This is a genomic window from Leisingera sp. ANG49, assembly GCF_059694505.1.
In genome coordinates this window covers 91,900-105,722 of sequence record NZ_JCATZN010000001.1, presented here as the reverse complement: position 1 = coordinate 105,722, position 13,823 = coordinate 91,900, and the positions used below count along the sequence as shown (strand labels likewise).

The following is a 13,823-nucleotide window of genomic DNA, read 5'->3' as shown; positions in this document are numbered from 1 at the left end:
AGCGCTTCTCAACAAACTAAGGCTCTACCGCCGAAGGCGGAAGAACCAGCGAACAGGCGGGTGCCTCCGCTTACTCCCCAGCAGCAGAAGCCTGCGGCGCATCCTCCAACGCCGCCAGCCAGCCGTTGATCCGCTCCTTGTTGGCGCCCAGGTCAGAGCGGCCGAACCGCAGGCGGGCATAGACCTTCAGCAGATCGCCGTCCTGCGCCGCGGTGGTGTAGTCGGGAAAGCCCAGCACCTGGGTGCGGGTGATATAGGTCACCATCCCGTCATCCGGCCCGCCCGCCAGCACGCTGGTGCGCGGCGCGTGGCTGGCGATGCGGTGGAACCGCTCCAGCCCGTCCGGGCCGGTGCGCACCACCCGGAACACGCCGCCGCGGAATTCCTTGTCCTCGCTCAGCTCCGGCTGAGTGTTCCAATCCAGCGGATCGCTCGGCGCCAGCCGGATGAACCCCAGTCCGGCGACAATCGCGGCCAGCAGCAGCCAGCCCAGCAGCATCAGCCGCCTCAATGCGGTTTCAAGGTCACCCCTTGCCTCCTCCTCACGCGGCCCTCCCCCGGCCTCACGTTCAGGCCGGACCGCTTATTTTGTTTGCACGCCCGGCAGCACGCACAACAGCTCATAGAGCAGGTTGGCGCCCACAAGGGCGGTGTTGCCCGAGGGATCATAAGGCGGCGACACCTCCACCAGGTCGCAGCCAACGATATTCACCCCCTTCAGCGCCCGTATCAGCTCCAGCGCCTGCGGCGTTGTCAGTCCGCCGATTTCCGGCGTGCCGGTGCCCGGCGCATAAGCCGGGTCAAGACTATCGATATCATAGGAGACATAGACCGGCCTATTGCCGATATCGCGGCGAATTTCCGCACCCATCTGGTGCAGCGAGCGGTTCCACAGCTCCTGCGCCGGGAAGTGCTGAAAGCCCCAGCCCTGCGCCTCGGAAAAATCGGTGGCGGCATAACCGGTCCCGCGGATGCCGATCTGATAGGTCTTGTCCGGGACGATCAGCCCTTCTTCATAAGCGCGGCGGAACACCGTGCCATGGGTTTCGCGCTCGCCGAACATCTCGTCGTTCACATCGGCATGGGCATCCACATGCATCAGTGCAACGGGGCCGTATTTCTTGGCAATCGCGCGCAGGATCGGCAGGGTGATCGAATGATCGCCGCCCATCGCAACCGGGATCACCCCGCCCGACAGGATCGCGTCGTAGCTGTCCTCGATGATGCGCAGCGAATCCTTCAGCGAAAACGTGTTGATCGCCAGATCGCCGATATCGGCGATGTTCAGGCTGTCGAACGGCGCCGCCCCGGTCGCCATGTTGTAGGGCCGCAGCATCGCGCTCTCGGCCCGGATCTGTTTGGGGCCGAACCGCGTGCCCGACCGCCAGGAAGTGCCGATGTCCATCGGAACCCCCAGCACTGCCACATCCAATCCCTCCAGCGAGGTTGCCTGCGGCAGCCGCATATAGGTGTTCGGCCCGGAAAACCGCGCCAGGTCGTTTCCGCTGATCGGTTGATTGAAGTCAGTCATTGTCTCTCACGTTTCCGCCAAGGCGGCAGATGCATCCCGCCGCTGCCTGTTCCGGCAATAACACCTGCGCCGCGGCTGTCAAAGGGCGGAGACCGCCGCCGCGGCTCCGCCCCAAGGAGTGGTGCAGAGGCGCCGCGCCTTACCCGTTCAGCGGCTGCGCCCGTTCTACCAGCCGGGCAAAAAAGGACGCCCCCACCGGCGCAATCGCATCATTGAAGTCGTACTTCGGGTGATGCAGCCCGGCGCTGTCGCCCTGTCCCAGGAACAGGTAGGAGCCGGGCCGCGCCTGCAGCATATAGGCAAAATCCTCTGCCCCCATCTCGCGCCCGCCATCCGCTTCCACATTGGACTCGCCGGAAATCTCCCGCGCGACGTCCACCGCAAAACCGGTTTTTTCCGCGTCGTTGAAGGTGGCCGGATAGCCGACCTCATAGTCCAGTTCCGCCTCGACCCCGTAGCTGGCCGCCTGCCCCGCGACGATCTCCTTCATACGCCGCATCACCATTTTCTGAACTTCGGGGTTAAAGGTGCGCACGGTGCCGTTGATATAGGCGGTGTCCGGGATCACGTTGTCGACGGTGCCGGTGTGAATCTGGGTGACCGAAACCACCAGATCCTCCAGCGTGTGGTGATTGCGGCTGACGATGGTCTGGATCGCCTGCGCCATGCCGCAGGCCGCCATCACCGGATCACGGGTCTCATGCGGCATCGCCCCATGGCCGCCCTTCCCCTGAATATGGATGTGAAACGTGTCCACCGCCGCCATCAGCGCCCCTGGCGTGGTCAGGAAATGCCCCTCCGGCAGGCCGGGCGCGTTGTGCAGCGCATAGACCTCGCCGATATCAAACCGCTCCATGATGCCTTCCTCGACCATGATGCGGGCGCCGCCGATCGCCTCCTCCGCGGGCTGGAAGATCAGCGCCGCCCGGCCCCGGAAATTGCGCGTCTCCGCCAGGTATTTCGCCGCCCCCAGCAGCATCGCGGTATGGCCGTCATGGCCGCAGGCATGCATGTTGCCCGCGTGGCCTGAGGCGTACTCCACCCCGGTTTCTTCCGGGATCGGCAGCGCATCCATATCCGCGCGCAAGCCGATGGTCGGCCCCTCTCCCTGCCCGTTGATGATCGCCACCATGCCGGTCTGCGCGATGCTTTCATGCAGCTCATCAACCCCGAACTCCCGCAGCCGCTCCGCCACAAAACCCGCCGTCTTGGGCAGATCCAGCGCCAGCTCCGGGATCTGGTGCAGATGCCTCCGCCAGGCCTTCATCTCCTCGGCAAAATCGGCAATACGGTTCACAACGGGCATCGGGGTGGACTCCTGCTCCAGACTCGGGATGATGCATCTGACACCGGAACAAGAGCAGCCGCAATGCAAGAAACAGACCTGATCCACGACCAGACCGCAGGCATCGAGCGCCTGCTGGAAATCATGGCACGCCTGCGCGATCCCGAAACCGGCTGCCCTTGGGACATCGAACAGGATTTCGCCACCATCGCCCCTTATACCATTGAAGAGGCGTATGAAGTTGCTGACGCGATCGAACGTGAAGCCTGGGATGAGCTGAAAGGGGAACTGGGCGATCTGCTGTTCCAATCGGTCTTCCACGCCCAGATGGCACAGGAAGCCGGGCATTTCTCCTTCCAGGACGTGGTCAGGACGATGTCGGACAAGATGGTCTCGCGCCACCCGCATGTGTTCGGGGACGAAAGCCGCGAGAAATCAGCCGAACAGCAGACCCGCGACTGGGAGGCGATCAAGGCCGCCGAACGCGCAGGAAAAGCGCAAAAGGGCACGCTGGACGGCGTTGCGGTCGGCTTGCCCGCCCTGCTGCGCGCCTACAAACTGCAGAAACGCGCCGCCCGCGTCGGCTTCGACTGGCCCTCCGCCGACAATGTCATCGCCAAGATCACCGAAGAATGCGCTGAGCTGGTCGAGGCCCGCGACAGCCTCTCCCATGCGGAAGTCGAAGAGGAATTCGGCGACCTGCTGTTTGTGATGGCCAACCTCGGCCGCCATCTGGGGGTTGAGCCCGAAGCCGCCCTGCGCGCCGCCAACGCCAAATTCACCCGCCGGTTCGAAGGCGTCGAAGCCAAGCTCGCCGCCCGCGGCAAACGCCCCGAGGACAGTGATCTGGCGGAAATGGACGCGCTCTGGGATCAGGTCAAAGCCGACGAGCGCGCCTGAGCGCGCCCCTCGCCTTCATCTTTCCCCGAACACTCAAATCCCGGCGGCCCCGCCACCGGGTCCCACCGGCTCCGGAATCAGACCAGGCTCGCCTTTTTCAGCGCCGAGGACATTGCCTTGTAGTCCTCGATGATTTTTTCCTTCTTCATCAGCTCTTTCCAAAGCTTCTCGGCAGTCTTCTTGTCGTCGACCGCGACGTTGACCATTACGTCTTTCAGCTTCTTCACATCTGTGATGCCCAGCAGCTTGGCCGCCTTCTTGGGATCGCCCATGCCGTTTTCGGCGACGTATTTCTTGTACTCGTCGCTGCCGGTGAACCCCATCACGTCCTTGTTCAGCATCTTCACGACCTCATCCTTGCCGGTCGCGATGATCTTCTTCCAGTCGCCGTTCTTGAAGTCGCCCTTGTCGGCCAGCGCCTTAGCGGCGAGATGGGTCTTGGAGGTGATGTTGACCGGCTCCTTGCCCTTCTTCTGGTCCATGTATCGGGTCCAGAGCGATTCCGGATTGCCCTTATTCTGGGTGAACATGAACTCGTTCAGGCAGTAGCGCCGCTTGCAATAATCCATGTAGGCGGCGGTCATCTTCTTGTCTTTCAGGATGTCGCCAACAACTTTGGGCTCTTTGGGCATGTCTTGTTTTCCCCATACAAATCAATGTGTTTCCGGCCAAACAATGCCGTACCAATAAGGCCCGCGATCCGGGCCGGCAGTCACTGCCTCGCCCGCGGGCCATCCCGCCCGTGACGCAGCGTAAGGCAACTATAGGAAGCAAACGCGGGGGCGGCAAACTTCCGTCGCAGAAAATCTCCGGAAATTTGCAAAGGTTTGCGCGGCAGCGGTTCAATCCCGGCTGAACTGCGCGTAGTCTCGTGGCTCACGACCAGCGGAGGCCGACATGAGCGCCAGGAAAATCATCATCGACACCGATCCGGGCCAGGATGATGCCGTCGCCATCCTGCTGGCGCTGGCCAGTCCTGAGGAACTGGACCTGCTCGGCATCACCTGTGTTGCCGGCAATGTGCCGCTGAAGCTGACCAGCAAGAACGCCCGCATCGTCTGCGAAGCCGCGGGCCATACAGATGTGCCGGTCTATGCCGGCAACAAGGCGCCGCTTGCCCGGCCGTTGATCACCGCCGAACATGTGCACGGCCAGACCGGACTCGACGGCCCCGAGCTGTGGGAACCGCAAATGCCGGTGGCCGAGGGCAATGGCGTCGATTTCATCATCGAAACGTTGCGGGCGCTTGATCCGGGCACCGTCACCCTCTGCACCCTGGGCCCGCTCACCAATATCGCCGCCGCCTTCAACACCGCGCCCGACATCATCGAACGGGTGCAGGAGATCGTGATGATGGGCGGCGCCTATTTCGAGGTGGGCAACATCACTCCGGCGGCTGAGTTCAACATCTACGTCGACCCGGAAGCCGCTGAAATCGTGTTCAGATCCGGCGCACCGATCACTGTGATGCCGCTCGATGTGACACATAAGGTGCTGGCCACCAAGCCGCGCGTCGAGGCGATCCGCGCCCTCAATACTCGGGTCGGCCACTTCACCGCCGAAATGCTCGATTTCTTCGAACGCTTCGATGTGGAGAAATACGGCTCCGAAGGCGGCCCGCTGCATGATCCCTGCGTGATCGCCTGGCTCTTGAAGCCGGAGATGTTTTCGGGCCGCCACGTGAATGTCGAGATCGAAACCGCCTCCGACCTCACCCTCGGCATGACTGTCGCCGACTGGTGGGGGGTCACGGACCGCAAGCCAAATGCCCTGTTCATCGGCGATGCGGACGCCGACGGCTTCTTCAATCTTCTGACCGAAAGGCTCGCCCGCCTATGAGCGCCGCCCTGCATCTCGCCAAACCCGAACACCTGGACACCGTGCTGGCGTTGGTCGCCGCCTTCCACGCCGAATCCGGGCTGGACAGCAGCGACGAGCACCGCCGCGCCGGGATCGAGCCGCTGCTGAACGGCCACCCTTACGGCGCCGTCTACCTGATCGGCCCGACCCGGGCGCCGATCGGCTATATCGTGATAACCTTCGGCTGGTCGGTTGAATTCGGCGGCATGGACGGCTTTGTCGATGAGCTTTACATCCGCCCCGCCGTGCGCGGCCGCGGCATCGCCACCGAAGTGCTGACCGAATTGCCGAAATCACTGGCCAGTGCCGGCATGCGCGCGCTGCACCTTGAGGTCGACCGCGGCAACGAGACCGCCCAGCGGCTCTATTTGCGCACCCGCTTCCAGCCGCGGAAAAACTACATCCTGATGAGCAAGGAGCTCTGAAACTCCGCTGCAAAGGCGCCCCACCTGCAGGGAAGGCCCGGAAATCACCGGATCTCCGGGCCGCAGCCCGCCGCGGATCCCGGCATCTCGCGGCGGGCCTTCCACCCCTCCCCGGCAAAAGCCCGCCGCTGAACGCCCGCCTCCGGCAGAATTGCGCTGCTGTCCCCGCCGCGCGCATTTATGCGGAACCATCCCCCAAGGCTCGGCGTTATAGTCCCGTCTGCGGCCCGCAATAGGGCCGCCTTCGACCTGAAAATGGAGATACCAAATGACTTTCCGCTGGATCCCTGCACTTGCAAGTTCCGCTGTACTGGGCTTGGGCGCCTGTACCAACCTGACCCCGGAACAGCGCACCGTTGCCGGTGTGGCAGGCGGTGCCGCAGCCGGCCTGATCGCAGCCGACGCGCTCAAGGCTGACGACGACTGGCGCCTGATCGCGGCCCTTGGCGGCGCCGCCGCAGGCACCCTGGTTGCGCAAAACAACCAGAGCCGGCAGTGCGCCTATTCCCGCGGCGACGGCACCTATTACACCGCCCCGTGCTAATAACAAATTCCCGATCTGGCGCCCGCCCCCCGGCCGGGGCGCCAGATCTCCGGATGCAGCCTGTCAGGCCGCCTCCCTGGCATCAGCGTATTTCACCACCAAGATTCAACCGCTGGACCGGATCATCCGGTGACGCGGTCTGGCCGCTGAACGGATAGGTTCCCGGCTCGCTGCATCCCAGAAGGGTCGAAAGAACTGCACAGATTGCCACTGTGCGCAAAGCCCGCATCGTCATGGCCTGTTCCCCTTTCCGGCAGCGCCTGCTGCGCCGCGCAAGAACAAGTTACCATGACGCCAGCGTGAGCGTCTGTGATCCCGGCCACATATGCTGTTTCCGGCAGGTATCGGGTCAGATTAACGCGTAATCCCGGAAACTTGCCGCCTCGCCCAGTTTCTTCCCGTCACGGCCAAGCAGCGGCCAGATCACCGCCCCCTGGATCTCGAACCGCCGCCCTGAGGCGCTGATCCGAACACCTGCATAGTTGCCGATGAACCCCTTGGCCCGCATCTCCGCAAACATCGCATCGCGCTGCTCCCGGTGCGCAGGCTCCGCCGTCAGCCGCGACGGCATCGACGTCAGCTGTTCCCAGCCCAACTCCCACAGCGCCTGCGCCGCCAGGTTGCCATAGGTCAGCACCGGATCGGCGGCAGTGTTGTGCGACAGCACCGGGAACGGAGCGCGGTACAGCGCCTCGGCATCCGCGTTGTCCAGCAGCGCGCGGCCTGTCGCTTGTTCAAAGGACCGCAGCAGCAGCTCTGCGTGCGCGGATTGATAGCTGTTTTCCGGTCCGGGTGCCTGCATCTCTGCCGCCTCTGAAGAACAATCCCGCTGGAGCAATAGACTGCCTCCGCTTTTTCTTCCAGCCGCTCTGCATGCGAACCAGCTGGCGCACAAAGCAAAAAACCCCGCCAGACAGGCGGGGCTTTCAGGCGGGTTATCCCGCCAATCTCTTGGCCTGCTGGCTTACTTCAGGATCGAGCGGCCCGCGTATTCGGCCACTTCGCCCAGCGCTTCCTCGATGCGGATCAGCTGATTGTACTTGGCAAGCCGATCAGAGCGTGCCAGCGAGCCGGTCTTGATCTGGCCGCAGTTGGTGGCAACCGCCAGATCGGCAATGGTGGCGTCCTCGGTCTCGCCGGAGCGGTGCGACATCACGTTGGTGTAGCGGGCGCGGTGGGCCATATCGACCGCCTTCAGGGTCTCGGTCAGGGAGCCGATCTGGTTCACCTTCACCAGCATCGAGTTCGCCACGCCGCGCTCAATGCCATCGGCCAGACGTGCCGGGTTGGTCACGAACAGATCGTCGCCCACCAGTTGCACGCTGTTGCCGATCTTGTCGGTCAGCAGCTTCCAGCCGTCCCAGTCGTCCTCGGACATGCCGTCTTCGATGGAGATGATCGGATAGTCGTTGACCAGCGCCGCCAGATAGTCGGCGTTTTCCTCGGAGGTCAGGCTCTTGCCTTCGCCGGACAGAACGTATTTGCCGTCCTTGTAGTACTCGGTCGCCGCGCAATCCAGCGCCAGGTAGATTTCCTCGCCCGGCTTGTAGCCCGCTTTCTCGATGGATTTCAGGATGAAGTCCAGCGCTTCGCGGGAGGAGCCGATGTTCGGGGCAAAGCCGCCCTCGTCGCCGATTCCGGTGCTGAGGCCCGCCGCCGAAAGCTCTTTCTTCAGGGTGTGAAACACCTCGGAGCCCATCCGCACCGCCTCGCGGATGTTGTCCGCGGCCACCGGCATGATCATGAATTCCTGGATGTCGATCGGGTTGTCGGCGTGCTCGCCGCCGTTGATGATGTTCATCATCGGCACCGGCAGCACACGGGCCGAGGTGCCGCCGATGTAGCGGTAGAGCGGCTGGGTGGTGAAATCCGCCGCGGCCTTGGCCACTGCCATCGACACGCCCAGGATCGCATTGGCGCCCAGGCGGCCCTTGTTCTCGGTGCCGTCCAGCTCGATCATCGCCTGGTCAACTGCGACCTGCTCGGTGGCGTCAAAGCCGACAAGCTCCTCAGCGATCTCGCCGTTCACCGCGGCCACCGCTTCCAGCACGCCCTTGCCCATGTAGCGGGACTTGTCGCCGTCGCGCTTCTCCACCGCCTCGTAGGCGCCAGTCGATGCGCCCGAGGGCACGGCAGCACGGCCCATGGTGCCGTCTTCCAGGATCACGTCGACCTCAACCGTCGGGTTGCCCCGGCTGTCGAGGATCTCACGGGCGTGAATGTCGATAATGGTGCTCATCTGTCCATCCTTGGTTGGGCCTGAAAGCGGCGCGTTTTGCTGCCAGCGTCATACCAGCCGCGGCAGAAATGTAAACCGTGCACGTTATCGCTAACACACCTAAATCCGACAGGTTAGGGCTAACAAGGCGCTGTTTGCGCCAACAGGCCTGCGGAAAACTGCGCGCCGGAACCCGGCCCGGGGCGTCAGGCCGCAGCCGCTAGCGCCCGGCGCGCCCGCCGTGCCAGCCGCTGCTCGCGCACAAAGGTATAGAGGCCGGAGCCGATGATCAGCGCCGCCCCGGTCAGGGTCAGCGTATCTGGCCGCTCGCCAAAGACCAGCACGCCCGCCAGGATCGAAAACAGAAGGCGCGTGTAACGGAACGGCGTCACCGCCGAGGCATCCCCCACCCGCATTGCGGTGACAATGCCGTAGTAGCCCAGAACGCCGAACAGCACCCCGCCTGCCATCATCAGATATTCATTCTGCTCCATCACCTGCGCCTCGCCGGGGGTGAAGGCCAGCAGCAGCAGACCCGCAGGAATGACCGCCAGGAACGCTTGGAAGCTGACAACGGTGGAGGGCACCGCGCTGTCCATCACCCGCGTCATCAGGTCCCGTGCGGCAACCCCCAGCACGGCAATCAATACCAGCAAAACAGCAGGTTCAAAACTGTCGAGCCCCGGCCGGATGATCAGCAGCACCCCGGCAAAGCCGGTGCAGATTGCCAGCCAGCGCCGCCAGCCGACCTGTTCGCCCAGAAACAGCGCTGCCCCCATGGTGATCACCAGCGGCGTCGCCTGAAACACCGCCGCGACCGTGGAAATGTCGACCAGCGCCAGCGCCGAGGCGAACCCCAGCGCCGATACGGCCTCCATTGCAGCCCGCAGAACCGGCCTGATCCGCCAGGACCGCGGCGCAAACAGCCGGTGCCCCTGCAACTTCGCCATCACCGCAAAGACCAGCCCGCTGCCGATACCAAGACAGATCAGGATCTGCCCCACCGGCAAAGTGCCCGACAACTGCTTGATGAACATGTCCTCAAGCGTGAAGGCCGCCATCGAGGCGATGACCAGCAGAATGCCGTGCAGGTTGTTCATGTGCGCGCGTCCCGTATCTCGTCCCGGCAGCATGCCGGGCCATCCGGGCAAAAAACACCAGTGCCCAGGCACCGGCAACTCCGTTTCCGACCCCGCTCCATGACAAGTCGTTACGGCAATCATCAAGAGTTATGATATATGTTAAGGAACGGCGGCTCCCGTTTTCAGGCGCGCGGCGCTCCAGCCGCGCCCCGGTTTCCTGACGAAAACGTACCACGGATTGCGCCGCCTGCCGTTTCCATACCCAGCCGGAGACATCCTGATGCCAGACTTCGACCCGCTGAATTCGATGATCAAAACCGCCAAGGACGCCGAAAAAGCGATCGACGAACTGGGCAAATCCGCGGTGGATGAAGTCAAGGCGGCAATGCACGACGCCAACAAATCAGCGAACAAGAATTACCCCATCGCCTACGAACACATGAAGCGCTCCATCGATGGCAAGGGAAACATCAGCCACGGGGTGAAGTCGAAGATCTCACAGGCCGTTCTGCACAGCGCGGAACTGCGCAAGATCGCCGCCAAGCACAAGAAGCCCGCCAAGCTGAAGAACACCACGATCTTCTTCGTCAAGAACCGCGACCTGGCCAGAACGCTGTATCAGGCCTCCCTCTCCGGCAGCTTGACCCCCAAAGGCAAGACATTCGAGTTCGATGGCGCAGTGAATGATGTCTATGACTTCCGCTGGGACTGGCTGCCCAAGAAGACAACCGTCAAAGGGTTCAAGCTGCGCTACGCAGGCAATGCCGCCTACCTGGCGCAGAAGATGAAACTGATGAGGTCCTACAAGATCACGGTCCTGATCAAAGGCGAAGCCAAACTGTAGAACAGGCTGCTCCGGCGGGCTCAGGCCTTCTTGGCCGGCACCCCGTAAAGCTCCAGCTTGTGCCCGCGCAGCTCATACCCCAGCTTGCGCGCAATCCGCTCCTGCAACTCCTCGATCTCGGGGTCGCAGAACTCGATCACCTCGCCGGTGTTCATGTCGATCAGGTGGTCGTGATGCTCGCGCTCCGCATCCTCATAGCGCGCGCGTCCGTCGCCGAACTCCAGCCGCTCCAGTATGCCCGCCTCCTCGAACAGCTTCACCGTGCGGTAGACGGTGGCGATGGAAATTCCGGCATCCATCGCGCTGGCGCGGGCATAAAGCTCCTCGACATCCGGATGATCATCGCTGTCCTGCAGCACCTGGGCAATCACCCGGCGCTGACCGGTCATGCGCAGCCCCTTGGCTTCGCAGCGGGCGATAATCGGCTTTGGCATCGATGGTCCTCGCGGTTTTCTGGGCTTCCTCTTTAACGGATGCACTCTGCGGCGAAAACAGGCTTTTCACCCGTATCAAAGGTTGACAAACGGCTTATCCACAGCCATTTGGCGCCTAGGCATCCTTCCCTGCCGCGTGAGCAGAGGCCGAAAACCGGACGCGCATCCTGCGCATGACCAATGCTCCGGGGTCTAGTGATATGCCGCCATTCCCAAGATCACGCGTGGGGATTGCAGAGGCCAGCGGCCTGGCATCCGGCCAGCGCACGTGTGAGGTCCCTGCCCCACCCCATCCGCGGGTCTGATCCGCGGCACCGGCCTGTGCGCTTTGCCTGGCCGCACAAGGATATGAATGTGACTGAATTTTCGACCATGGGGCTGCCCGAGAAGCTCCTCGCACGCCTCAAGGACATGGGTCTCAATGATCCCACCCCGATCCAGGCCCGCGCTATTCCCCATGCGCTGAACGGCAAGGACGTGCTGGGCCTGGCGCAGACCGGCACCGGCAAGACCGCCGCCTTCGGCGTGCCGCTGGTGGCACGGATGCTGGAATACGGCCGCAAGCCCGCCGCGATGACCGTGCGCGGACTGGTGCTGGCGCCGACCCGCGAGCTTGCCAACCAGATCGCCGACACGCTGAAGGGCCTGACCGAAGGCACCCCGATGAAGGTGGGCCTGGTGGTCGGCGGCGTCTCCATCAACCCGCAGATCGCCCGCATCGCCAAAGGCACCGACATCCTGGTTGCCACCCCGGGCCGCCTGATCGACATCCTCGACCGCGGCGCGCTGGACCTCGGCTCCTGCGACTTCCTGGTGCTTGACGAGGCCGACCAGATGCTGGACCTCGGTTTCATCCACACCCTGCGCAAGATCGCGGCGCTGATCCCGGCGGAACGCCAGACCATGCTGTTCTCTGCCACCATGCCGAAACAGATGAACGAGATCGCCAACTCCTACCTGCAAAGCCCGGTCCGGATTGAGGTCTCCCCCCCGGGCAAGGCTGCCGACAAGATCACCCAATCGGTGCATTTCATTGCCAAGGCCGCCAAGCTGGACCTGCTGAAGGAACTGCTGGACCAGCACAAGGATGAGCGCACCCTGGTGTTCGGGCGCACCAAATGGGGCATGGAAAAGCTGATGAAAACCCTCGATAAAGCGGGTTTTGCAGCGGCATCCATCCACGGCAACAAGAGCCAGGGCCAGCGAGAGCGCGCCCTCGCCGCCTTCAAGGCAGGCGAAATCAAGGTGCTGGTGGCCACTGATGTGGCGGCCCGCGGGCTCGACATTCCGGATGTGAAATACGTCTACAACTACGAACTGCCGAATGTGCCGGACGCCTATGTCCACCGCATCGGCCGCACCGCGCGTGCGGGCAAGGACGGCCAGGCAATTGCGCTGTGCGCCCCGGATGAGATGGAAGAGCTGAAGGCGATCCAGAAAGTGATGAAAATCACCATCCCCACGGCCTCCGGACGCGCTTGGGAAGCCATGCCCGATCCGGCAGCCCCCGCAGGCAAACCGGGCGGCCGTCCCGGCGGGCGCCGCGGCGGCGGCAAACCCGGCGGCCAGCGCCGCCGTGGCGGCGGCAACAGCGGCCAGGGCAAACCGCAGGGCAGCAAACCCGGCAACGCCCAGCGCCGCGGCCAGAAACAGCGCGCGCGCTAAGCCTTCCCCGCCAGCGCCGGGTCAAGGGTCCCGCAGGGACCGCGCGGCACGCCCTTGACGCGGCGCTGGCGGAACACACACTTGAAATGGCGCTTCAGGGCAAACCTGCCCTTAAGCGCCTCTCAGCACTAAGAAAACGCGCTGCGCAGCAGCGCCACGCCCAAGCCTGACGGCAACTTGCCGGAAAAGGCGCGGGAGCGCTCCCGGCTCAAACCGCCCGCAAATCCGCCCAGACCGGCAAATGGTCAGAGGCGATATGCGCCGGCCGAGCGCCATGCACCCCATGCTCAACTGCCTTCAGCCGCTTGCAATGGGCAATCCGGTCCAGCGCTCCCAGCGGCCGCACCGCCGGAAAGCTCGGTTTCGGCGGCAGAAAATTCAACCCGGGGGCAATATGCTCCAGCACCGGGGTGCGCGACCATTCGTTGAAATCCCCCGCCAGCACCACTGCAGCGTCCTCCCGCTTTGCGGCCCGCGCCAGCGCATGCATCTGCTCGCGCCGCGCCCGGCCGGTCAGCCCCAGATGGGCGCCGATCACCCGCACCGGCCCCACCGCCGTCTCCAGCTCCACCCAGACCGCGCCGCGCGGCTCCAGGCCCGGCAGCGCGATATGGCCCTTGCCCCGCAGCTGCACGCCGTTCCTGTAGAGCACCGCATTGCCATGCCAGCCCAGCGACCCGGCGCCGCCCAGATCCGCCGCCTGCCAGCCGGTTTCCTCGATCAGGAAATGCGGCAGCGCTGCCGGCCGCGGCGGCAAGCGCTTGTCGGCCTCCTGCAGCACCGCCACATCCGCGCCCAGCCCCGACAGCACCTGAAGGGTGCGCTCCGGCCGCCGGCGCAGATCCAGGCCAACGCATTTCTGAATGTTGTAGGTGGCAATCCGCAGGGTATCCGGCGGGGGGGTCTTTGGCATCTGCTCTCTCCGGGCCTGCCGGAAGTGTGGCGCAGAATGCGGCCCAAGCACAACCGGCTTCAGGCCGCAACCGGCACAGGGGGCTGTCTGCCCCCAATTGAGCTTTCAGCTCAATTCATCCA

Annotated in this window: 15 protein-coding genes; 6 read left to right on the top strand and 9 right to left on the bottom strand. The window is 63.8% G+C overall.

Translation table 11 applies throughout. The features are described from left to right. Nucleotides 1-70: 70 nt before the first annotated feature. The 3 genes from AC58NV_RS00520 to AC58NV_RS00510 all read right to left on the bottom strand — a co-directional run bounded on the left by AC58NV_RS00520 (nucleotide 71) and on the right by AC58NV_RS00510 (nucleotide 2,837). On the bottom strand, nucleotides 71-499 hold the full coding sequence (locus AC58NV_RS00520; RefSeq protein ID WP_497225415.1) for a DUF1499 domain-containing protein: 429 nt from the start codon (nucleotides 497-499) through the stop codon (nucleotides 71-73). A gap of 84 nt (nucleotides 500-583) precedes the next feature. Next, on the bottom strand, nucleotides 584-1,531 hold the full coding sequence (gene speB / locus AC58NV_RS00515; RefSeq protein WP_497225414.1) for an agmatinase: 948 nt from the start codon (nucleotides 1,529-1,531) through the stop codon (nucleotides 584-586). Between the two features lie 139 nt (nucleotides 1,532-1,670). Continuing rightward, nucleotides 1,671-2,837, bottom strand: a complete 1,167-nt coding sequence (locus AC58NV_RS00510) for a M20 aminoacylase family protein (RefSeq protein WP_497225413.1) — start codon at nucleotides 2,835-2,837, stop codon at nucleotides 1,671-1,673. Nucleotides 2,838-2,900: 63 nt separating this feature from the next. On the opposite strand from AC58NV_RS00510, the gene mazG reads away from it, so the two are divergent. Beyond that, nucleotides 2,901-3,716 carry a nucleoside triphosphate pyrophosphohydrolase gene (gene mazG, locus AC58NV_RS00505; protein ID WP_497225412.1) on the top strand — a complete coding sequence of 272 codons (816 nt, stop codon included), beginning with the start codon at nucleotides 2,901-2,903 and terminating at the stop codon, nucleotides 3,714-3,716. Between the two features lie 77 nt (nucleotides 3,717-3,793). Here the strand turns inward: mazG and AC58NV_RS00500 are convergent, their stop codons facing one another. Continuing rightward, on the bottom strand, nucleotides 3,794-4,348 hold the full coding sequence (locus AC58NV_RS00500) for a hypothetical protein (protein ID WP_366659660.1): 555 nt from the start codon (nucleotides 4,346-4,348) through the stop codon (nucleotides 3,794-3,796). A 265-nt stretch (nucleotides 4,349-4,613) separates the two neighbouring features. Here AC58NV_RS00500 and AC58NV_RS00495 point away from each other — a divergent pair, with 265 nt between their 5' ends. The 3 genes from AC58NV_RS00495 to AC58NV_RS00485 all read left to right on the top strand — a co-directional run bounded on the left by AC58NV_RS00495 (nucleotide 4,614) and on the right by AC58NV_RS00485 (nucleotide 6,545). Next, nucleotides 4,614-5,555 carry a nucleoside hydrolase gene (locus AC58NV_RS00495; protein WP_497225411.1) on the top strand — a complete coding sequence of 314 codons (942 nt, stop codon included), beginning with the start codon at nucleotides 4,614-4,616 and terminating at the stop codon, nucleotides 5,553-5,555. Then, nucleotides 5,552-6,001: a GNAT family N-acetyltransferase gene (locus AC58NV_RS00490; protein WP_366659664.1), complete on the top strand. Its 450-nt coding sequence runs from the start codon at nucleotides 5,552-5,554 to the stop codon at nucleotides 5,999-6,001. Before AC58NV_RS00495 ends, AC58NV_RS00490 begins: the two co-directional genes overlap by 4 nt. A gap of 268 nt (nucleotides 6,002-6,269) precedes the next feature. Beyond that, nucleotides 6,270-6,545 (top strand): glycine zipper 2TM domain-containing protein, encoded by a 276-nt coding sequence (locus AC58NV_RS00485; protein WP_366659666.1) that lies wholly within the window; start codon nucleotides 6,270-6,272, stop codon nucleotides 6,543-6,545. A 349-nt stretch (nucleotides 6,546-6,894) separates the two neighbouring features. Here the strand turns inward: AC58NV_RS00485 and AC58NV_RS00480 are convergent, their stop codons facing one another. The 3 genes from AC58NV_RS00480 to AC58NV_RS00470 form a co-directional block, all read right to left on the bottom strand. Further along, nucleotides 6,895-7,347, bottom strand: coding sequence for an MEKHLA domain-containing protein (locus tag AC58NV_RS00480; RefSeq protein WP_497225410.1), 453 nt, complete (start codon nucleotides 7,345-7,347; stop codon nucleotides 6,895-6,897). A 162-nt stretch (nucleotides 7,348-7,509) separates the two neighbouring features. Continuing rightward, nucleotides 7,510-8,784 carry a phosphopyruvate hydratase gene (gene eno, locus AC58NV_RS00475; protein ID WP_366659671.1) on the bottom strand — a complete coding sequence of 425 codons (1,275 nt, stop codon included), beginning with the start codon at nucleotides 8,782-8,784 and terminating at the stop codon, nucleotides 7,510-7,512. Between the two features lie 185 nt (nucleotides 8,785-8,969). Further along, entirely contained in the window at nucleotides 8,970-9,863 is an 894-nt protein-coding gene (locus AC58NV_RS00470; protein ID WP_497225409.1) for a DMT family transporter, read from the bottom strand. A 262-nt stretch (nucleotides 9,864-10,125) separates the two neighbouring features. On the opposite strand from AC58NV_RS00470, the gene AC58NV_RS00465 reads away from it, so the two are divergent. Continuing rightward, nucleotides 10,126-10,689 carry a hypothetical protein gene (locus AC58NV_RS00465; protein ID WP_497225408.1) on the top strand — a complete coding sequence of 188 codons (564 nt, stop codon included), beginning with the start codon at nucleotides 10,126-10,128 and terminating at the stop codon, nucleotides 10,687-10,689. 20 nt (nucleotides 10,690-10,709) lie between these two features. On the opposite strand, the gene AC58NV_RS00460 is transcribed toward AC58NV_RS00465, so the two are convergent. After that, nucleotides 10,710-11,123: a Fur family transcriptional regulator gene (locus AC58NV_RS00460; protein ID WP_497225407.1), complete on the bottom strand. Its 414-nt coding sequence runs from the start codon at nucleotides 11,121-11,123 to the stop codon at nucleotides 10,710-10,712. A gap of 354 nt (nucleotides 11,124-11,477) precedes the next feature. On the opposite strand from AC58NV_RS00460, the gene AC58NV_RS00455 reads away from it, so the two are divergent. After that, entirely contained in the window at nucleotides 11,478-12,788 is a 1,311-nt protein-coding gene (locus AC58NV_RS00455; protein ID WP_497225406.1) for a DEAD/DEAH box helicase, read from the top strand. 208 nt (nucleotides 12,789-12,996) lie between these two features. Here the strand turns inward: AC58NV_RS00455 and AC58NV_RS00450 are convergent, their stop codons facing one another. After that, complete coding sequence (locus AC58NV_RS00450; RefSeq protein ID WP_497225405.1) at nucleotides 12,997-13,701, bottom strand: endonuclease/exonuclease/phosphatase family protein; 705 nt, start codon at nucleotides 13,699-13,701, stop codon at nucleotides 12,997-12,999. Nucleotides 13,702-13,823: the final 122 nt, after the last annotated feature.